This window comes from Bacillus sp. CBEL-1 (genome assembly GCF_004348885.1).
Lineage (GTDB): Bacteria > Bacillota > Bacilli > Bacillales > Bacillaceae_H > Priestia > Priestia aryabhattai_A.
In genome coordinates, this window is the sequence record NZ_SBIM01000003.1 from 169,793 (window position 1) to 188,635 (window position 18,843).

Annotated in this window: 20 protein-coding genes and 1 riboswitch; of the genes, 6 read left to right on the forward strand and 14 right to left on the reverse strand. The window is 37.5% G+C overall.

Annotated elements, in window-relative coordinates:
* Positions 1–50: 50 nt before the first annotated feature.
* Positions 51–593 carry a DUF3231 family protein gene (locus EPL02_RS01030; protein WP_094909918.1) on the forward strand — a complete coding sequence of 181 codons (543 nt, stop codon included), beginning with the start codon at positions 51–53 and terminating at the stop codon, positions 591–593.
* A 147-nt stretch (positions 594–740) separates the two neighbouring features.
* Complete coding sequence (locus tag EPL02_RS01035) at positions 741–1,067, forward strand: YflT domain-containing protein (protein ID WP_094909917.1); 327 nt, start codon at positions 741–743, stop codon at positions 1,065–1,067.
* Positions 1,068–1,081: 14 nt separating this feature from the next.
* Here the strand turns inward: EPL02_RS01035 and EPL02_RS01040 are convergent, their stop codons facing one another.
* The 7 genes from EPL02_RS01040 to EPL02_RS01070 all read right to left on the reverse strand — a co-directional run bounded on the left by EPL02_RS01040 (position 1,082) and on the right by EPL02_RS01070 (position 8,831).
* Positions 1,082–1,777 (reverse strand): metallophosphoesterase, encoded by a 696-nt coding sequence (locus tag EPL02_RS01040; RefSeq protein ID WP_131886818.1) that lies wholly within the window; start codon positions 1,775–1,777, stop codon positions 1,082–1,084.
* A 106-nt stretch (positions 1,778–1,883) separates the two neighbouring features.
* On the reverse strand, positions 1,884–2,345 hold the full coding sequence (locus tag EPL02_RS01045) for a YrvL family regulatory protein (RefSeq protein WP_094909915.1): 462 nt from the start codon (positions 2,343–2,345) through the stop codon (positions 1,884–1,886).
* 87 nt (positions 2,346–2,432) lie between these two features.
* On the reverse strand, positions 2,433–4,508 hold the full coding sequence (locus tag EPL02_RS01050; protein ID WP_131886819.1) for a DNA topoisomerase III: 2,076 nt from the start codon (positions 4,506–4,508) through the stop codon (positions 2,433–2,435).
* 131 nt (positions 4,509–4,639) lie between these two features.
* Positions 4,640–6,295, reverse strand: coding sequence for a DUF2339 domain-containing protein (locus EPL02_RS01055; RefSeq protein ID WP_131886820.1), 1,656 nt, complete (start codon positions 6,293–6,295; stop codon positions 4,640–4,642).
* A gap of 120 nt (positions 6,296–6,415) precedes the next feature.
* Positions 6,416–7,444 carry a spore photoproduct lyase gene (gene splB, locus EPL02_RS01060; RefSeq protein ID WP_094909913.1) on the reverse strand — a complete coding sequence of 343 codons (1,029 nt, stop codon included), beginning with the start codon at positions 7,442–7,444 and terminating at the stop codon, positions 6,416–6,418.
* A gap of 115 nt (positions 7,445–7,559) precedes the next feature.
* Complete coding sequence (locus EPL02_RS01065) at positions 7,560–7,802, reverse strand: transcriptional regulator SplA domain-containing protein (protein WP_094909912.1); 243 nt, start codon at positions 7,800–7,802, stop codon at positions 7,560–7,562.
* Positions 7,803–7,871: 69 nt separating this feature from the next.
* The gene (locus tag EPL02_RS01070; RefSeq protein WP_094909911.1) at positions 7,872–8,831 is read right to left on the reverse strand and encodes a LacI family DNA-binding transcriptional regulator; all 960 of its coding nucleotides are present in this window, start codon (positions 8,829–8,831) and stop codon (positions 7,872–7,874) included.
* 78 nt (positions 8,832–8,909) lie between these two features.
* Between EPL02_RS01070 and EPL02_RS20720 the strand changes: the two genes are divergently transcribed.
* Complete coding sequence (locus tag EPL02_RS20720) at positions 8,910–9,053, forward strand: hypothetical protein (protein WP_165932488.1); 144 nt, start codon at positions 8,910–8,912, stop codon at positions 9,051–9,053.
* Positions 9,054–9,074: 21 nt separating this feature from the next.
* Here EPL02_RS20720 and EPL02_RS01075 read toward each other — a convergent pair whose 3' ends face one another.
* The 4 genes from EPL02_RS01075 to EPL02_RS01090 form a co-directional block, all read right to left on the reverse strand.
* On the reverse strand, positions 9,075–9,422 hold the full coding sequence (locus EPL02_RS01075; protein ID WP_179289187.1) for an avidin-fold protein: 348 nt from the start codon (positions 9,420–9,422) through the stop codon (positions 9,075–9,077).
* A 98-nt stretch (positions 9,423–9,520) separates the two neighbouring features.
* Positions 9,521–10,831 carry a Na+/H+ antiporter NhaC family protein gene (locus EPL02_RS01080; RefSeq protein WP_094909910.1) on the reverse strand — a complete coding sequence of 437 codons (1,311 nt, stop codon included), beginning with the start codon at positions 10,829–10,831 and terminating at the stop codon, positions 9,521–9,523.
* A gap of 78 nt (positions 10,832–10,909) precedes the next feature.
* Positions 10,910–11,013: riboswitch (SAM riboswitch) on the reverse strand.
* Between the two features lie 113 nt (positions 11,014–11,126).
* The gene (locus tag EPL02_RS01085) at positions 11,127–11,888 is read right to left on the reverse strand and encodes an ABC transporter permease (protein WP_094909909.1); all 762 of its coding nucleotides are present in this window, start codon (positions 11,886–11,888) and stop codon (positions 11,127–11,129) included.
* Positions 11,881–12,792 carry an ABC transporter ATP-binding protein gene (locus tag EPL02_RS01090; protein WP_094909908.1) on the reverse strand — a complete coding sequence of 304 codons (912 nt, stop codon included), beginning with the start codon at positions 12,790–12,792 and terminating at the stop codon, positions 11,881–11,883. The genes EPL02_RS01085 and EPL02_RS01090 overlap by 8 nt, the downstream gene beginning before the upstream one ends.
* Before the next feature lie 146 nt (positions 12,793–12,938).
* Here EPL02_RS01090 and EPL02_RS01095 point away from each other — a divergent pair, with 146 nt between their 5' ends.
* Both EPL02_RS01095 and EPL02_RS01100 read left to right on the forward strand, forming a co-directional pair.
* A complete protein-coding gene (locus tag EPL02_RS01095; protein ID WP_094909907.1) occupies positions 12,939–13,379 on the forward strand; it encodes a YtoQ family protein in 441 nt (146 codons plus the stop codon).
* A 381-nt stretch (positions 13,380–13,760) separates the two neighbouring features.
* Entirely contained in the window at positions 13,761–15,380 is a 1,620-nt protein-coding gene (locus tag EPL02_RS01100) for an ABC-F family ATP-binding cassette domain-containing protein (RefSeq protein WP_094909906.1), read from the forward strand.
* 33 nt (positions 15,381–15,413) lie between these two features.
* On the opposite strand, the gene EPL02_RS01105 is transcribed toward EPL02_RS01100, so the two are convergent.
* From EPL02_RS01105 to EPL02_RS01115, 3 genes are all read right to left on the reverse strand, one after another.
* Positions 15,414–16,145: a polyphosphate kinase 2 family protein gene (locus tag EPL02_RS01105; RefSeq protein WP_131886821.1), complete on the reverse strand. Its 732-nt coding sequence runs from the start codon at positions 16,143–16,145 to the stop codon at positions 15,414–15,416.
* Positions 16,146–16,204: 59 nt separating this feature from the next.
* Positions 16,205–17,200, reverse strand: a complete 996-nt coding sequence (locus EPL02_RS01110; protein WP_094910167.1) for an LLM class flavin-dependent oxidoreductase — start codon at positions 17,198–17,200, stop codon at positions 16,205–16,207.
* Positions 17,201–17,268: 68 nt separating this feature from the next.
* The gene (locus EPL02_RS01115) at positions 17,269–18,201 is read right to left on the reverse strand and encodes a helix-turn-helix transcriptional regulator (RefSeq protein ID WP_094909905.1); all 933 of its coding nucleotides are present in this window, start codon (positions 18,199–18,201) and stop codon (positions 17,269–17,271) included.
* 100 nt (positions 18,202–18,301) lie between these two features.
* Here EPL02_RS01115 and EPL02_RS01120 point away from each other — a divergent pair, with 100 nt between their 5' ends.
* Positions 18,302–18,841 (forward strand): dihydrofolate reductase family protein, encoded by a 540-nt coding sequence (locus EPL02_RS01120; RefSeq protein ID WP_094909904.1) that lies wholly within the window; start codon positions 18,302–18,304, stop codon positions 18,839–18,841.
* Positions 18,842–18,843 lie beyond the last annotated feature (2 nt).

The window sequence follows — 18,843 nt, forward strand, 5'->3', positions numbered from 1 at the left end:
TTATTTCATAAAAAGGAAACAATTTAAATATAAAAAATACAAAAGGGTTGATGGCATTGATTCACGCTATTGAAGCATTAACAACATATTTAAAAACAATTAATACTAACAAGCACGAACCATTACATATAGGAGAAGCTATGGGATGCTGGCTTTATTTTACGGCACTTACTGAAGAAATACCGGCAATTGAAACATCCTTACATACAACAACCGATGAAACGCTATTAGAACTTGCCCATGAATCAAAACTGTTAGCCTTGACTCAACGAAATAAGTTAAAGGAATTCATGCTACACGAAGGAATCCCACTTTCTGATATTCCAGCCCAAAAACCAGAATCTGACCCTTACCAAATACCTCCTGGTGTACGCGCAACAGATTCTGAAATTGCTAATTTAATATCGGCAAAAGTTGCTTCAAACATCATTATGTGCAGTACAAACATTAGTCAATCCATCCGAAATGATGTCGGTATGCTCTGGCTAAAATTTCATAGTGAAAAAGTTGCATTTGGTTTTAAAGTAAAAGAAACACAGCGAGAAAAAGGTTGGTTAAAAAAGCCGCCAAGCTATACTCCTCCTGGTTCTTAAATTCATATGTATAAATTTTTTTACCATTTTTGGTTTAACCTTCTTTAAAACGTCTATATACATAGCAAGGAGATTGATATTCTTCTTAAATCACAGATGAAGCAAGACAAAGCACGTTGCACGTACTAAAACTAGGAGGTTTTACAAATGACAAACGTAAAAGTAGTCGAAAATGGTGTTCAAGCAAAAGAAACGATTGATCAATTCTTACGAAGTGGATATACGAAAGATGAAGTTTATTTGCTCGCACATCACAAAGAACGCTCCAAGCATTTAACAGACGCAACGGATGTAAACAACATTGGATTATCAGAACAAGGGCTAACAGATTCAGTCGCAAATATTTTCCGTTCCCGAGGAGACGAGCTTCGTTCAAAAATGGAATCGCTTGGGTTATCTCGAGTAGAGGCTGAAAAGTATGAAGAAGAATTGGACAAGGGTCGCGTCTTAGTCGTGGCTAGTAAAAGTGCATAATTAAAAAGACGCGACTAGTAATAGTCGCGTCTTTTTATTTGGTTATCCTTAACCGTTTTTAATGTGAAGTCATATTCCCAAACCCTTGAAGTGGTTAATTCAACACATGCTAATCTCCCTTTACTCACAACCTGAGCTCCGAGGTCAATCCCAATTCTCGCCCCATCAAACACCACGTTCGGTGCTGGCGTATGTCCGTGGACGACAGGCTTACCGTTTGTTTCTTGTAAGAGGCGATTAATTGGAGTTTGATAAAACTCTTTTCGGGGTAGCCACAAATTACTTCTATTATTAAAAGCAGTTTTATAAGGTAGTTGAAAGCCCGCATGCGCATAAACGTATTCATTATCTTCAAAAATGAGAGGTAATTTTTTCACCCAATGAATCGCTTCATCAATTCCCTGTTTGCCAAATGCTTCAATAATAGTACTCGAAGAACGTTGCCCACCAAACTGCGACCACATCGGATTTTTACCTTCAATATACCAAAGCATCATCTCTTCGTGATTACCAATCGTAACGTGCACATGGTCATACGCTTCATTTAAGCTTTTTATTTCTTTCAAAACCTCGCCGCTATAAGGGCCACGATTGATTAAATCTCCTACTATTACGAGCTGATCTACGCTTGGATTAAACTTTACGGCTTCTAATAAGCGCATCATTTCGTAATAGCTACCGTGAATATCACTCATTGCAAATTTCCTCATGTCGCCCTCTCCTTTTTCATTTCATAAATTTATTATACTCGTAGGCTAGGCAATTTTGCACCAGGCAAAAAAGCCGCCAGTACTAGCGACTTTTCATCATGAGTGTTTATGTATTATTTTCAACCTTTACTTTTACGCTCCCGACTTTCATATCTAGTCCGTAATCAATAATAAATAAAATGACCGCTAGGGCGAATTCAGCACCAAAAGATAGCGTAATTCCTTTAACGAATGTATCCGCTGTGTAAATAGCAAACCAAGAGAACCAAATGTCGATAGTGGCAATTAAAATGAAGCGACTTAAAGTTGATGTAGCGAAGGGTTTAAATAGTGAAATGAGTGCTCTAGAAAGCAAATCTACTATGCTTCCAACAATAAGTAAGAGTAAAACAAACCATAAAAAAGCACTTGTTGTTGTATACGTAACTCCCATAAATTTAAATATGCCTAAGAGACCAAAAAAGTACACTCCAGCAATAGCAACAAGCGCTACGACAATAATTAGCATAACGAATAAAATCGCAATTATCTTGGACATCATATCTTCTTTTTTCTTTTGTTTTCTCATTCTATCTCCTTTACTGTTAGCTTTAAGTTAAATTATACCAAAAAACAACAAAAAAAGGGCTAGAAAAATCTAGCTCCTTCTTTTTTCTCACTCTTTTTTCTTCAACGCTTGCTTTAATGCATCCCCTAAACTTGAGCCAAAGTCACCGTCATCACTGTATTTATTAAGCAGTTTTCTTTCTTCTCGCTTCGTCATCTTTTTCTTTTTGTCCTCTGCTTTTTCAACAACTTGACATTGACGGCATTGGAAATACTTACCTGCTTTCCCCTCGTGAATTTCCATCTTTTTATGGCACTGTGGACAGCGACGATTGGATAGCTTCGGATCTTTAGCACGTCGATAGCTACATTCAAGGCTAGAACAAACAAGTACTCTTCCCTGCTTTGTCTTTTTCTCTTTTAAGAACGAGCCGCACTCTGGACACTTTGATCCTGTTAAGTTATGAGGCTTATACGTTTCTTCACTTGTTTTCACTTGTTGTACAAGCTTTGCTGTTTGTTTTCGAATGTTAGCTAAAAATTCTTTGGCATTTCCTTTTCCTTTTGCAATTGCTTCTAGCTCTCGTTCCCATTTTGCTGTTAAATCCGGTGATTTTAGTTCATCTGCTACAAGTGAAATGAGCTGCTTTCCTTTTGGCGTAGGATGCAGACGATTATTTTGACGATCAATGGACTCATTTTGTAACAGCTTTTCAATAATATCAGCACGAGTTGCTGGCGTTCCAAGATTATGCTTTTCCATTTGACCAAGTAAATCCGCTTCTGAGTGACGCAGAGGTGGTTCTGTTAAAGCATGCTTCATTTCAACGGCTTTAATCGATAAAGTAGCACCTTCTTGTAAATTAGGAAGCGTTGACTCTTCTAAATCACTACTAATCACTTGTTTAAATCCAAGTTTTATCACTCTTTTCCCTTGTGCTACAAGCTGCTCTCCGTTGACTTCAAGCTCTACTTTTACTACTTCAAATTCGTATGCAGGATAAAATAGTGCAATGAAGCGCTTGGCAATTAAATCGTACAGTTTACGCTCATCTGAAGATAAATCCTGTAAGAAGACAGGCTGATCTGTTACGATAATCGCATGGTGATCGCTGACTTTTTCATTGTTCACTACGCGTTTTGGGAGCTGTGCATTTTTAGCAATCAGCGGCCTCACTTCTTCTTTATAGGCACCTGATACGGCTTCTAATCGCTCTTTCATTGTTCCAACCATATCCGTTGTAAGGTAGCGAGAATCTGTTCGTGGGTAGGTTACGAGCTTGTGTTGCTCATATAATTTTTGTAACACGTTTAACGTCTTTTTCGCTGAAAATCCAAAGCGCTTGTTGGCATCTCGCTGCAGTTCATTTAAATCATACGGAAGCGGCTGCGATTCTTTCATTACTTTCTTTTTGACATGCTTAACTACCGCTTGGCCCATAAGCTTTTCACGCAGCTCTTTTGCTTTTTGTTCATTAAAAATTCGCTTTTCTTGTCCACCTTGCCACTTTGCTTCAAACCCAGGTAAAACTGCCGTTAGCGTCCAATATGGTTGCGGCTTGAATGCTTGGATTTGTTGTTCTTTTTCAATAATCATAGCTAGAGTTGGCGTTTGAACTCTTCCAGCTGATAACGGCTCTTCATATTTTGTCGTTAGCGCACGCGTAACGTTGAGGCCAATTAGCCAATCCGCTTCTGAACGGCACACGGCTGATTCATACAAGCGGTCGAATTCTTTTCCTGGCTTAAGCTGTTGAAAACCTTGCTTAATTGCTTTATCTGTTTGAGAAGAAATCCATAAGCGTTTAAACGGTTTGTTCCATCTCACTTTTTCCATAATCCATCTTGCAACAAGTTCTCCTTCACGCCCTGCATCTGTTGCAATAACTAACTCTTTGATGTCGCTGCGTTTAGCCAGTTGAGAAACTGTTCGGAACTGCGGGCTTGTCTTTTTAATCACCTTTAATTTCATTTTCTCTGGCATAATCGGTAAATCTTCCATGCGCCATGTTTTATATTGATTATCATAATCTTCTGGTGTTTGTAGCTCAACTAAATGACCTAACGCCCAGGTTACTACATAATTAGGTCCTTCAATGTAGCCTTTTTTCGTTTGAGTGCAGCCAAGCACACGCGCCAAATCTCGCGCAACGCTTGGCTTTTCTGCTAATACAAGTGATTTCATTTTATGTATACCTCCAATTCACTTGTTCCATTATACATGTATTGTGATTGTTTGTGTATGATTAGATAAGTTTACATAATAAATTTATAGTTAATAAAAAGTCCTCCACTATTTAGGAGGCCTTTTTTACGTCATGTCATTTTTTTATGCAAAATTCTTGATACGATAAGACCTGTTCCTCCTAAAGCAATAAATAAAACGGCTCGAATTGCTAATGGAATGAATGGTAGATCATAAAGCACAAGTTTTATTAAAGTAAGAAATAACAAGCTTATTCCAATATAAGTAGCTGTTTTAAAGGCCCTTGCTATACCAATGGATAGTCCAATGATAGATAGTAAAAGCCACGAAAATGTTAGAGCTAGTGTTTGATTATTGGTGGATAGCGCTTCTGTGGAAAGTAGAACTTCCTGTGTGACAAAGCTCAAAGTTAAAACAGTAAACAAAATACTGGTACTTGCTACAAACAGGGTCGATTTTTTCATTGAATTAGTTTGAATAAACACTAGGAACAGCATTGTTCCTAAAAACCCCAGCCAATTTAATGTAGGTTGTGAAAATACCGACTCAATTGGCATACCCATAATAGCAACTGCGCTGATTGTGTAAATTCCGTACCCTACAATTTTCTGAATCTGATTGTTATATTTATGTGCTAAATAACATGTAACAGCCCCTTGAATAATGTAAAGCAACAGTGCATCTTCCGTTTTATTAAAGAGCTGATTAATCAAAAAAGCAATTCCAATGACCAGATAGCTCATAAAGAAATCGAATTTCACCTTTTCTTCTTTATATAGCTTAATACATAGACCATATACTACAATAAGCCCAGCAACTATAACGGTAACATTCGTTTCTTCCATTGTATTACTTATCCAGCCATAAACGATAAATAAACTTGCCAGAGCGGTTGAAGCATAAATAAACTCATTCACTTTACGAACAACTAACAGTAAAAGCAAACAAACATGTTGAATGAGAATAGCTGCTCCTAGAAGGGCGGTAAATTCTACAAACCACCCATATACTAACAACACTATATTCAAGAGTATTGCTGCTAAACCATATAACACATGATAGTTTAACTTCCATGCAATGAACGCAAAAGCAAGGTATAAGAGTGTTTCATAACTAATAAATACAAGTGGATTCGGTGAATTACTTTCTATTAAAAAAGGAACCAAAATACCCCCAATTATACTAATAACTCCAAGCGCTTGCGAACAGTAATAAACCGTCATAACAAGACCTACTACAATCCACAGCACATTCAGAATAAAAGCAAACGAAAACCCAATCATTTCATATAGACTATGCGCTGCAAATGTTGTTAGCATTAGTATTGGAACAGAGCCACCAAGAAGCACTTGCCCTAATACAGATCGGTTCTTTACAATTTGCAAATGGCCAATACCTACGAACACGACACTAACAATGTATCCTAGCGTAATCTTTACACCTTCACTCATTACCCCGTAGTCAGATGCAGCTTTAAATCCCCAAAGAACACCAACTATAAAAACAAAAATAAAGATGCGGGGCAACCATACTTGAAAAAGCTGTTCTTCCCAATTCATTGATTCTTTCGATTGTTGTTCATGAACTTCAGTTGGCTTCATCGGCTGATGAGAAACCGCTTCTTCATGAATTGAAGGTTTCTTTGCCTGCCCTGTGAATTCTGTTTTGCTCGGATATTGTTCAGTAAGTAGTTTCTTTAACTCCTTTACTTCCTCCTCTAATACCGTAATCTTTTTTTCTAGGTTCTCTATTCTTTTATAATCCATAACATCTCTCCCTACAGCTCCAATAATTACCAAATTATATCATTTAAGTGTTTTTTAGGATATATTTTTTTGGATTCCAACAATAAAAAGTGCAGGCTAAAAACTGCCTGCACTTTCTGCTCATGTAAAGTATTCAATTTTTGCATTTGGAAAGAATTGCCCAATATAATATTCAAGCGTTTCACGCAGCTCATGCTCTTCGTCTTTTGTATACACATATTTTCCAATTCCATAGCGCCCCCACTTATAACGACGCTCTTCTTCATTCATTTGCAGCTTAGATTTTGGATAATTCTTTTCAATGACACGCTTAGCTGGTTTGGTAAATCGATGCTGAATCATTTCAAATGTAATATCATCTCGTGATTCCTGTGGAATGGAAGCATCCAGCTTTTCAAATAGCTCCCGATATCCATCTCTCCATCCCTCATGGATATAGATAGGTGCTACGATAAATCCTAGAGGATAACCGGCTTTTGCAACTTTGTTTGCCGCTTCAATCCGGTAATCTAATGGTGATGTCCCAGGTTCGAAATATTTAATTACATAATCAGCGTTCACGCTGAAACGAAAGCGTGTTTTACCGTTATGTTTTGCATCAAGTAAATGATCGACATGATGAAATTTTGTTACAAAGCGGAGTTGTCCTAAGTCGCTTTCTCCAAAATATTCAATGGCATGCTTTAACGTATGAGTTAAGTGGTCAATACCTACGATATCAGACGTACACGCAGCCTCAAATCGCGTAATTTCTGGTGCTCTTTCCTTCATGTATTGCTCAGCTCTATCTAGAATTTCTTCTACATTTACATACGTTCGAATGTACGGCTTACTTCCCATTGTTGTTTGTAAATAACAATAGTGGCAATGTCCCATACATCCTGTGGCAAAAGGAATTGCATATTCTGCTGAAGGCTTGGAAGTATCAAAATTCAGCGTTTTACGTACACCCACAACAAGCGTCGATTTTGCATTGCGATATTTTTGAAGATGATTCTCTCCAGGAATATTTCGAACCTGGTTATGAGACGTTGTTTCGCGAATTTCAATGCCCATTTTTTCAAATTTGTCTTTTAGCTCTACGCCTAATGGATATTCTAAAGCTCTTGGCTCAATATATACTAATTGGGGCACAAACGGTTTTATCACATTCATCACTTCCCTTTACTATTCACTTCATAGCATATAGTCTTTGAAGAAAAGAAAAGCATATGCCTGTTAAATGTAGGCTAAAAAAAGACGCTGTTTAATACAGCGTCTTTTTTTAGCCTTCGTATGGTTCGTAATCAAATAGTTCGTTATATGCTCGTTCTGCTTCTTCATAGCTTGTATATATTGCGTCATCATCTGATAATAAGTGATATGACTCATGTAAAAGCAGCGCAACGTCACTGTCATTTTCAGGATGCTGAACTACTTCTCCCTGCGTAATATTAGCCACGTTTGCCGTGTGAGGATTTCGATAGATTACAAAAACTTGGTCACCAACATGATATTCTTTTTTCATTATGTCACCTTCTCTATTTAGCTTTATCTCTATAGTGTCCGCACATAATGATTTTATAATGGTGCTTTTTTACACTGTCTGGCGCTCAATAAGCTGAAACGGAAGTTCCATATATTGAAGACTTTTATCAAGCACGAGTTTAAATAAATACTCTCCCATTTCAAAAAGAGGTAGCTCTATCGTTGTAATGTCTAAATAAGCTGTTAATGGATGATTATCAAACCCAATAATCGCAATGTCTTTGGGCACTGATAAACCTTCTTTTTTACAGCGAGTAATAACTCCTACTGCAAGCTGATCGTTGGTCACAAGCAGCCCTGTTGGCCGATCCTCCATTTCAAGCAAACGATCTACAATCATATCTCCGTCCGTAATGTATAAACAATCTGTGAATATCCACTCTTTTCTTATTGGTTCTTGCATTCTCTTCATAAAATCACCGTAAGCGTTAGCTCGCTGTTCGCTGTTTGTGCCACTCATCCTACCTACGCAGTAACCAATTTTCTGATGTCCGTTCTCATGCAGGTAAGATAGGGCTTTTTCAAAAGCCGCGTAATGATTAACGTAAACGGACGATACCTTTTTAGCTGTTCCGTTTTCACATACAACAATGGGTCCATAAGATTGGTACTCACTAAGAACATCCCAGTCATTTGCTCTAGAGCAAATAATTACGCCATCTACCTGCTTTGTTTTTAGCATATGGAGAGCATCCATCTCTTTTTGTAGATCATAAGCGGTTTGACACAAAATAAGCTGGCAGTGGGCACCAAGAGCTTCTTTTGCAATGCCTTCAAGAATAACACTAAAGTAAGGATGGTTGATAAAAGGGAGGGCAACCGCAATTCGATTAGTTTTTCCTTTTGATAAATGAACTGCATTGATATTCTGCTCATAGTTAAGTGCATCTACTACGGCTTGTACACGTTCTCTCTTTTCTTCGCTTACATAAGGGTGATTGTTCAAAACTCGCGATACGGTAGAAACGGATACTCCTGCTTTCTTTGCAATATCTCGAATATTTACCATTTTTCTCTCCTTTTGCTCTTGTTCTGAAACGCGTTTCATCATTTATGCTGTTTTTATTATAACGGAAGGTGGTCATAAATGATGCTTGGATTGGTTATTTTATTTATTTTATGTGGAGTTGAACTTCTACTAGCTGCGATAGCTTTAAATCAAAAACCAGATTTATGGAAGGAGATTGAACTGGAAGATTTTTATGATTTTTATGATTTAAAAAAGCGATAGAACTTCTATCGCTTTTTCTACTTATTTATGTACAAGCTCTTCAATGATTGACTGACCTTTTGTTTCATCCGTATCTAACCATTGCCACTCTTCATGCAGGCGAATTCTTCCATCTGGCAAAACTTCCGGTGTAGAAAAACACGTCCCTCCGCGAATTTTATAAGCTTTGTTAACATGCTGATAGCGGAATGTAAGACAGCTCTTTTCATCTATGGTCCCCACTAACGTCCCATATAAAGTGTCTCCACCTTCATATGTTGCATGAATAATTTTACCTTCCTGCTCATAGCGAAACGTCGTATGAGAAGAAACTTCACCGTTAGCCGTATTCTCTACAGAGCGAAATACTCGATTCTTAAAACAAATCATCCCTTCACCTCTTTTTCAATTTTCTAACATTTTAACCCTAAAAAAAGATGACATCAACCCTTCTTTCTGGTTAATGTCACCTAATGAAAATGATAACGTTACGCTATTTGTTTTTTAGCAGGTTGTTTACGAGTTAGCCTTGGATAATTAAAAACAATCGCTAAAATTCCAAATATCGCTGTTAAAATCGGATAAAATGCGAATGGCATTAGTTCAACTGAGGATACTTTTGCAAACTCTGATGCAATAAGCATTTGTGCTCCATATGGAACAAGTCCCTGCACGCTACATGAAAATAAGTCAAGGATACTTGCTGACTTGCGATTATCGATTTCATATTCATCTGCAATCTCTTTTGCTAAAGAGCCCACCGTAATAATTGAAATTGTATTATTAGCTGTAGAAAGGTTTGTTGCGCTTACTAACCCTGCAATACTAAACTCTGCGCCTTTTCTTGTTTTAATATTACGTGTTAGCAACCCAAGCAAGAAATGGATTCCTCCATTATGCTTAATCAGTTCAACAACTCCACCAATTAAGATACTAAGAATAATGAGTTCAGCCATACCGCCTATTCCTGTTGTAATAGCTTTTGCAAACGATGCTAGCGTATAACTTCCATCTGCCAACCCAATAATCCCAGCTACAACAATACCACCTGTCAAGATTGCCAATACATTAAACCCAAGTAATGCCGCAACCAAAACGCCTATATAAGGAAGCATTTTTACAAAGCTAAAGCTTTCAACATCTATATTAGAATTATTTCCAAGCGTCATTACTAGTAAAAGAACCATTGTAATAATTGCTGCTGGTAATACGATTAGAAAATTAACTTTAAACTTATCGTTCATTTTTGTCTTTTGCGTACGAACCGCAGCAATTGTTGTATCAGAAATAATAGATAAATTATCTCCAAACATCGCACCGCCAATAACGGCTGCTACGGCTAGCGCTGCAGAAATATCCGTTTCAGCACTTACTCCAACTGCAATTGGTGCTAGCGCCGCAATGGTACCAGTCGACGTTCCCATTGCAAGTGAGATAAAAGCACCAATAACGAATAACCCAACTACAAGCAAGCTTTGTGGCAAAACAGACAAAGCAAGATTAACGGTTGAATCAACCGCTCCCATGCCGCTTGCTACTTCCGAAAAAGCACCCGCTAGAATAAAGATAAAGACCATAATCATCAAATCCGGATGTCCTGCGCCTTTAGCAAAGCGCTCTACCTTTGCGTTTAGCGTTTCTTTTCGATTCATCGCTAATGCCACAATAGCCGCTACGATGATTGCTACAAGTACAGGTAACTTATAAAAATCACCTGTAATAATCCCTGAGCCTACAAACAAAGCCAAAAACACTCCTAACGGAAGCAGTGCCCAGCCGTTTTCTTTTTGTTTTTCCATGTTTACACCTCTTTACATAAATAAAAGACCTCTTCATCAAGAAGAGGCCCTCTTATAATTCTTTATAAGAATACGCTCTTCTCATCTTTCAAACAAAATTGTTTGCTGGATTTGGCACCGCACTCTGTGAGTCAGTTGCCGAGACATCATCGGGCCAGTCCCTCCGTCTCTCTTGATAAGAAGTATAATATTTTTTAAATTTATTATTCAAAATTAACTCTTAACTACTGTAATATCTTTTACTTTCCTTGTCAAACACTATTGTAGAAAAACAAAAAGAAAGAAAATTCAAACTTCAGTTCGCTACGTCTCGCTTTAGGAAAAACAGCCAAGCCGTTCCTACAAAGAAAATCAGGTGAGCTATAATAATAAATAAAGAAAACGGTAGGGTCATGCCCGGGAAATAAGTTTGGCTCCCTTCCATATATTGACTAAGATTCGTGTTAGCAAACAGTAAAATAATTCCCCACTGCACTTGAAACTCAGATAGAATTCCAGCAAGCATTTTTGCTCCTACTCCAACAACAATGCTAAGACCAACGGCTAATGCACTATTTCGGAATACCGAAGATAGCATAAATGCAAAAGCAACCATCATAAAGGTTTCAAGGTATGAAACGCCGTATGCAATCCATATCCCTTGCGCTTCTTGACCACTAAAAGATTCTCCTGAAAAGAAGATAGCTCCCCAAATGACTGAAAAGAAAAAGAAGGCAGCCAAATAGTATAAACTAATCAAAATACTAGTCAGGTATTTCGATAAAAGAATAGTTGAGCGACTCTTGGGACGAATTAACAAAAGTTTAATCGTTCCTTTTTCGAATTCAGACGCAACAATTGATCCTGCAGCAGCTACAGCAAAAAATTGGACAATAACTAAGAAGTTTGAAGTGAAAGCAACAAAGCCTGGCAGCGTTTCTGTAATTCCTGCATTCGTCGTAATAGCCCTCATTACAAGAGCCATACCAAGCGTTAAAACAGCAAGTGCTAAAAATACGACCTTCGTGCTTTTCTTCATAAACCATTTCATGTGTTCATTTTGTATTAAATTAAGCATTGAAATCTCCTCCCGTAACAGACATAAACGATTGTTCTAACGATTCATAAATTGGGGTAATTTGGTACACTTCAATGCCTTCTTCCACTAGCAGTTTATTGATAGTAGCAGCTTCTTTCGGTTGAGCTTGTACAGAAAGCTGATTTTCTTTTATCACACAAGTATAACCTTTAGCTAAAAGCAGCTTTTCCGCTTGCTCTAACGCGCTAACTGCAAATACAATTGTTACCCTCTCTGCCGTATTACGATTAGCCAATTCTTGAACAGATAGTAATTTACCTTCTTGAATAATTCCTACGCGATCACACAAAGCTTCCACTTCTTTCAGCAAATGGCTAGCGATAAGAATGGAAATACCTTCTTCTTTGCACAACTGCTTTAAATATGCTTTAAACTCAATCATTCCTGCTGGGTCCAAGCCGTTAGTAGGCTCATCTAACAGCAGCAATGAGGGCTTGTGCAAAATAGCTTGTGCAACACCGAGACGCTGGCGCATCCCTAGTGAATACGTTTTTACGGGTTGATGAATGCTTTTTTCTAATCTTGTTAACTTTACTACTTCATCAATGCGACTTGCAGATACACCATGCATCCGTGCAAAATGCTTAAGATTTTGATAACCAGTTAAATATCCGTAAAACTCTGGATTTTCGATGATTGCCCCAATTGATTTTACAGCTTCATTAAACTGTTTGCGCAGGTCTTTATTGTTAATGATAACGTCCCCTGTTGAACTTACTAAACCTACAACTGTTCGAATAAGCGTGGTTTTACCTGAACCATTTGGGCCTAGTAGCCCAAAGATTTCTCCTTCTTGCACAGATAATGATACGTTATCTAAAATAATCTTGCTGCCAATCTTTTTCGTGACGCCATGTACCTGTAGTACCTCTCTCTCTGACATCATGTTCATCCTTTCCTCTATGTAATCCGTCTTTTATTTTTCCTTGTTTTAAGGTATTTGTCTAGATTAAAGCAAACTATTCGTTTATCTTTGTTTTTTTTGGTAAGCTATATATACATATATTTCTTTATAAAGGGGATGCCGTTATGGAATTAGTCGTTTATTTAGCAGGACAAATTCATGATAATTGGAGAGACGATATTAAAAAACAAGCTGAAGACTTAAAGCTCCCAATTACGTTTGTAGGACCGATGACCGACCATGATCGCTCGGATAATATCGGCGAAGTAATCTTAGGTAAACAAGACTCAGCTGTTTTAAAAGATGAAGCAGCTTCAGCTTTTAATAATTTGCGTACAGAAGTACTGCTTAAGAAATCCGACGTAGTCATTGCGCTTTTCGGTGAAAAATACAAGCAGTGGAATAGCGCAATGGATGCTGCTACAGCCGTTGCATTAAACAAGCCGCTTATTCTTGTTCGTCCAGAAAAGTTGCACCATCCTTTAAAAGAACTTTCAAACAAAGCACAAGTAGTTGTTGAAACACCAGACCAAGCGATTCGTGCACTAGCTTATATCTTTGAATAAGGTTGAGATATACCTACCTCAGTCAATAAAATATCCGAGCGATTGCAAATTAATTTGCAACTGCTCGGATATTTTTTACTTTTATCAAAAACAACTTAAATAAATAGTGGAATGAAGCGTAAGACATTCCACTTCTCCAGAAAGTAGAAGAAAAATTCAGAACCAGTCGCACAACAGAGCGAAATTTTTTTTCCAAACGAAAGCCTTTAGAAAAGTCATGATTTCCCTCTTAAAAGGAATCATTTCGTTATGACGTAGCCTCCTTGACGTTATTTCTTTGTTCATGTACACTTTATGTTCAATTTATTGCTATTGATATCGCTCTTGTAAAGAAAGAATGATATAATTTGATAGATATTGAATTTGGAGGATTGCTCATACATGATTACAGTTAGTAATGTAAGCCTACGTTTTGCAGACCGTAAGTTATTTGAAGATGTAAACATTAAGTTTACTCCTGGTAACTGCTACGGATTAATTGGAGCGAACGGTGCTGGAAAATCAACATTTTTGAAAATTTTATCTGGTGAACTCGAGTCACAAACTGGTGATGTACATATGGGACCAGGCGAACGCCTAGCGGTCTTAAAACAAAACCATTTCGAATACGAAGAGTACGAAGTATTAAAAACCGTTATTATGGGTCACGCTCGCTTATATGAAGTGATGCAAGAAAAAGATGCTATTTATATGAAAGCTGACTTCACTGATGAAGATGGAATGAAAGCAGCTGAGCTTGAAGGTGAATTCGCTGAACTTAACGGTTGGGAAGCTGAATCAGAAGCTGCAATTCTTTTAAAAGGTTTAGGCGTTTCCGAAGATCTTCATGATAAAAAAATGTCTGAGCTAACAGGTAGTGAAAAAGTAAAAGTGTTACTTGCTCAAGCCCTATTTGGTAAACCGGATGTTTTACTACTAGATGAGCCGACGAATAACTTAGACATTCAAGCAATTCAGTGGTTGGAAGAGTTTTTAATTAACTTTGAAAACACAGTAATCGTTGTATCCCATGATCGTCACTTCTTAAACAAAGTTTGTACACATATTGCAGATTTAGACTTTGGTAAAATTCAAGTTTACGTTGGTAACTACGACTTCTGGTATGAGTCTAGCCAACTTGCCCAAAAAATGGCATCAGATGCTAATAAGAAAAAAGAAGAAAAAATTAAAGAACTTCAAGCGTTTGTTGCTCGTTTTAGCGCCAATGCGTCAAAATCAAAACAAGCAACATCTCGTAAAAAACTACTTGATAAAATTACGTTAGACGATATCCGTCCATCTTCTCGTCGCTATCCGTACGTAAACTTTACACCAGAGCGTGAAATTGGAAATGACGTACTGCGAGTTGAAGGTTTAACAAAAACTATTGATGGTGTTAAGGTACTAGATAATGTAAGTTTTACGATGAATCGAGAAGATAAAATTGCCTTAGTTGGTCGTAACGAAATTGCAAACTCAACGCTTATGAAGATTCTAATGGGTGAAATGGAAGCAGATAGCGGTACATTTAAGTGGGGTGTAACAACATCTCAATCTTTCTTCCCGAAAGATAACTCTGAGTACTTTGAGAATAGCGATTTAAACTTAGTTGAGTGGTTACGCCAATACTCACCACAAGATGAAAGCGAAAGCTTCCTTCGTGGATTCCTAGGAAGAATGTTATTCTCTGGTGAAGAGGTATTAAAGAAAGCCAACGTATTATCCGGAGGCGAAAAGGTTCGCTGCATGCTTTCTAAAATGATGCTAAGTGGTTCAAATGTTCTTCTTTTAGACGACCCTACCAACCACTTAGACTTAGAGTCAATTACGGCATTAAACAATGGATTGATGAGCTATAAAGGTGCAATGATTTTCACATCTCATGACCATCAGTTCGTTGAAACAATTGCGAATCGCATTATCGAAATCACGCCAAACGGAGTGGTTGATAAGCAAACAACATATGACGAATACCTAGCAAATACTGAACTACAAAAACAACTAAAAGGTATGTATGCTTAATTTAAAAAGGTGACGAATGTTCGTCACCTTTTTTTATACTCGAATTCCCCGTTCCATCAGTTTTTGTTCAAGGTAAGAAATCATCATGCTTAAGGTTTTAACTCGCGCATATTGCTTATCATTACCTGCTATAACAAACCACGGTGCTTGATTCGTATTCGTGTATTTAAACATATGCTCTACAGCTTCTTCATACTCGTCCCACTTGTTTCGATTACGCCAATCTTCTTCCGTTAACTTCCAGCGTTTAAAAGGATCTGCTTCTCTTTCTTTAAAGCGCTTGAGCTGTTCATCTTTGCTAATATGGAACCAAAACTTCGCTACAATATAGCCGTTATCTGTTAACGTACGCTCAAACTGATTGATTTCTTCGTAAGCCCTTCCCCACTCACTTGTTGAAATTAAATTTTCAACTCGCTCGACAAGTACGCGACCGTACCAAGAACGATCGAATAAAGCTATTTGTCCAGCGTGTGGCAGCCTCGTCCAAAACCGATGGAGGTAGTGATAACTGCGTTCATCATCAGTTGGTGCACTAATTGGATACACATGAAAGCCTCGGGGGTCCAACTTTTGTGTAATACGCTTAATAGCTCCCCCTTTCCCTGCCGCATCCCACCCTTCAAACGCAAATATAATAGGTACCTTTTCCATATAGATAATGTGTTCTAATCGCAATAAGCGTAGCTGCAAAGATTTTAGCTTTTTTTTATATTCTTTTTTAGATGAAATCTTTTTAGACAGATCAATATCTTCTAAATTCATATAATCACTCCTACCTACTAGTCAGTAGTATAGTATGAACGTTCTAGGCTGTAATTATGTTATTGAAACACTTTGCTAATCAGTTCATAAGAGTGTAGCTTCGCTTGGAAATCGTGAATATTAGTAATGATTAAAAACTCATCGTTATTATATTCATTTTGTAAACGCAACAACTTAGCATGAACAGTTTCTGGAGACCCTACAATCATTCGACTTCTATTTTTCTTTATTTTTTGTTGCTCATATTCAGAATACACACGCTGATTAACTTCATTGATAGAAGAAACCTTTGTATCTTTTCCTTTTTCTACTTTCAACAACCAATCATCAAGCGTTTTGGCATGTTGTTCCGCTTCCTCCTCTGTATCAGCACATACGACAAATACACAAACGTTCGTATGAGGCACTTGCTGATAGTCTGATGGAACATATGTTTGCCGATAGTGTTTCAGCGCTTCTTTTCCTCCGATTGGGGAGATAAAGTGTCCAAATGTAAAGGAAACTCCAAGTTCCCCAGCTGCTCGCGCACCTCGTTTATTAATTCCTAACTGCCACATCTCAGGCTTAGTATCACTTTTGGGATAAGCTGTTACCCCGTAATAAGGGTGATTTTCAGGAAGGTTTTGCAGCAAATGTCCCTGTAGCGCTTGAATTTGACGTGGAAATTCATTCAGACTTTTTCGTACTCCGTCTGTTAATGCTAATCTCGTTAGTGCATCGCCTCCTGGAGATCGACCTAATCCCAAGTCAATTCGCCCTGGAAACAAATTCTCTAATAACTGTACGTCTTCAGCCACTTTATATGGGCTGTATTGAGGGAGAAGTACGCCTCCAGAGCCAATTCGAATCGAACTTGTTTGAGATGCCAAATGAGTCATTAATAAAAGTGGCGAAGAACCTGCCAACCCATTTGTATTATGATGTTCAGCTACCCAAAAGCGATGATATCCTAGTCTTTCTGTCCACTTTGCTAGCTGTACCGTCTGAGCAAGCGCATCTTTTGCTGTTTGGCCGCTTGATATTGGAGACTGATCTAATACGCTTAAAATCATGATTGATATCACTTCCTTTGCTTTTATTTTAAAAGAAAGAGGCTTTCTCGTCCGTTATTTTGCTTAGTCATTTATGTATACATATTTACAATTTCAGTTGCTTTCTTTTTTAAGGACTCCCTTAATTCTTTTGGTTCAACTACTTCTGCATAGCATCCTAAATTCAGTAATATATTTGCCGTAAAATCAAGGTCATCTCGACCAATTACTGATTTTATTGTTCCCGTTCCATCGTTATTTATGGTTATATGAGGCCCTAAACTAGGATTTGCACTTGCTAACCGCACGCCTTCTTTTGTCATTTCAATATGCAACAATAGAGCCTTTTTGGGAACATAGTCTTGAGCTAACCATTTCTTTAACGTTAGAGATTCCGTAAAATCCTCACCTAAGTGCTCAATTTTTTTAACTCTATCTGCACGAAAAAGCAGGATTTTTTCTTTTTTATAGCTATAAGCTGGAAAATACCATAGACCTTCATGTGCATAAATACCAATTGGTTTAACGATATGCCCCTTTATCCCTGTTTTACTTTCATACTGAATCGCTACTTTTTTATGCTTCATTGCTGATAACAATAAGTCTTTTAAAAAGGGGGCTTCCTCTGAACGATTTGGCGTTAAAAATACAACAAAATCATTTATTTGTTCTAGTTGATTTCTGACATCTGCAGGTAAATGAGTATAAAACTTGGTTTTTACACTTTGAGCATCTACTTGAAATGGGATTGTAGGATAATGAGTAATCATTTCAAGTAAAAAATACATCATTTTCCCTTCTTCCTCAGAAAAGAATAAAGGAGGCAATACGCGATTGTTCAAAACACGATAGCCGCCATATTTTCCTTTTTCAGCATATAAAGGAACCCCTAGTTCCTGTAAATCCAACAAATAGCGCTGAACAGTTCGCACAGACATATTAAACTCTTCTGCAACTTCCCTGGCAGTAAAATAGCGCTTCGCATTGATGTAAAACATCACTTCAAATAACCTTTTGGTTTTCATATTATTCACCTATCCATGACAGATTTTGACGTATTTAAGTGTTATTATCATACACGAAGCGGGTAAAATATAATAGCGGTTTGCTAAGGAGGAACATGAAATGACAAGAAAAGTAATCTTATATATTGCAACTACAATTGATGGCTTTATTGCACGTGAAGACGGAAAAATTGATTGGCTAGTGGAGAATGAAACAAATGAAGATTATGGATATAATGAATTCGATGAAAGCATTGATACTGTATTCATGGGGCGGCACACATATGAACAAGTATTAACCTTTGGCGAGTTTCCTTATAAAGGAAAAGAAGTATTTGTAGTAACGACAAAAAAAGGCGGCAACTCTGAAGATGTAACGTTCATCTCACCTACAGAAGTACACGATACCGTTATCAATTTAAAACAGCAGCCAGGTAAACATATCTTTTTAGTAGGTGGCGGATCACTAAATGCACTGTTTTTAAATGAAAACTTAATTGATGAGTATTGGATTTTCCAAAAACCTATATTGCTAGGAAGTGGCATCCCTCTCTTCCAAGGAAACGTAGCCGACACGCCTCTTTCGTTAATTGATTCAAAAATTTATCCTTCTGGATTTGTTTTTCTTAAATTTGTGAATGGTAAGAAGCCGACAGCGTAATG

Coding starts and splice junctions, on each gene's coding strand:
- EPL02_RS01030 (WP_094909918.1), top strand. CDS start 51: ATGGCATTGATTCACGCTATTGAAGCATTAACAACATATTTAAAAACA.
- EPL02_RS01095 (WP_094909907.1), top strand. CDS start 12,939: ATGGAATTAGTCGTTTATTTAGCAGGACAAATTCATGATAATTGGAGA.
- EPL02_RS01115 (WP_094909905.1), bottom strand. CDS start 18,201: ATGAAAACCAAAAGGTTATTTGAAGTGATGTTTTACATCAATGCGAAG.
- EPL02_RS01035 (WP_094909917.1), top strand. CDS start 741: ATGACAAACGTAAAAGTAGTCGAAAATGGTGTTCAAGCAAAAGAAACG.
- EPL02_RS20720 (WP_165932488.1), top strand. CDS start 8,910: ATGATGCTTGGATTGGTTATTTTATTTATTTTATGTGGAGTTGAACTT.
- EPL02_RS01055 (WP_131886820.1), bottom strand. CDS start 6,295: ATGGATTATAAAAGAATAGAGAACCTAGAAAAAAAGATTACGGTATTA.
- EPL02_RS01100 (WP_094909906.1), top strand. CDS start 13,761: ATGATTACAGTTAGTAATGTAAGCCTACGTTTTGCAGACCGTAAGTTA.
- EPL02_RS01050 (WP_131886819.1), bottom strand. CDS start 4,508: ATGAAATCACTTGTATTAGCAGAAAAGCCAAGCGTTGCGCGAGATTTG.
- EPL02_RS01040 (WP_131886818.1), bottom strand. CDS start 1,777: ATGAGGAAATTTGCAATGAGTGATATTCACGGTAGCTATTACGAAATG.
- EPL02_RS01080 (WP_094909910.1), bottom strand. CDS start 10,831: ATGGAAAAACAAAAAGAAAACGGCTGGGCACTGCTTCCGTTAGGAGTG.
- EPL02_RS01120 (WP_094909904.1), top strand. CDS start 18,302: ATGACAAGAAAAGTAATCTTATATATTGCAACTACAATTGATGGCTTT.
- EPL02_RS01090 (WP_094909908.1), bottom strand. CDS start 12,792: ATGTCAGAGAGAGAGGTACTACAGGTACATGGCGTCACGAAAAAGATT.
- EPL02_RS01070 (WP_094909911.1), bottom strand. CDS start 8,831: ATGGTAAATATTCGAGATATTGCAAAGAAAGCAGGAGTATCCGTTTCT.
- EPL02_RS01065 (WP_094909912.1), bottom strand. CDS start 7,802: ATGAAAAAAGAATATCATGTTGGTGACCAAGTTTTTGTAATCTATCGA.
- EPL02_RS01075 (WP_179289187.1), bottom strand. CDS start 9,422: ATGATTTGTTTTAAGAATCGAGTATTTCGCTCTGTAGAGAATACGGCT.
- EPL02_RS01045 (WP_094909915.1), bottom strand. CDS start 2,345: ATGAGAAAACAAAAGAAAAAAGAAGATATGATGTCCAAGATAATTGCG.
- EPL02_RS01085 (WP_094909909.1), bottom strand. CDS start 11,888: ATGCTTAATTTAATACAAAATGAACACATGAAATGGTTTATGAAGAAA.
- EPL02_RS01105 (WP_131886821.1), bottom strand. CDS start 16,145: ATGAATTTAGAAGATATTGATCTGTCTAAAAAGATTTCATCTAAAAAA.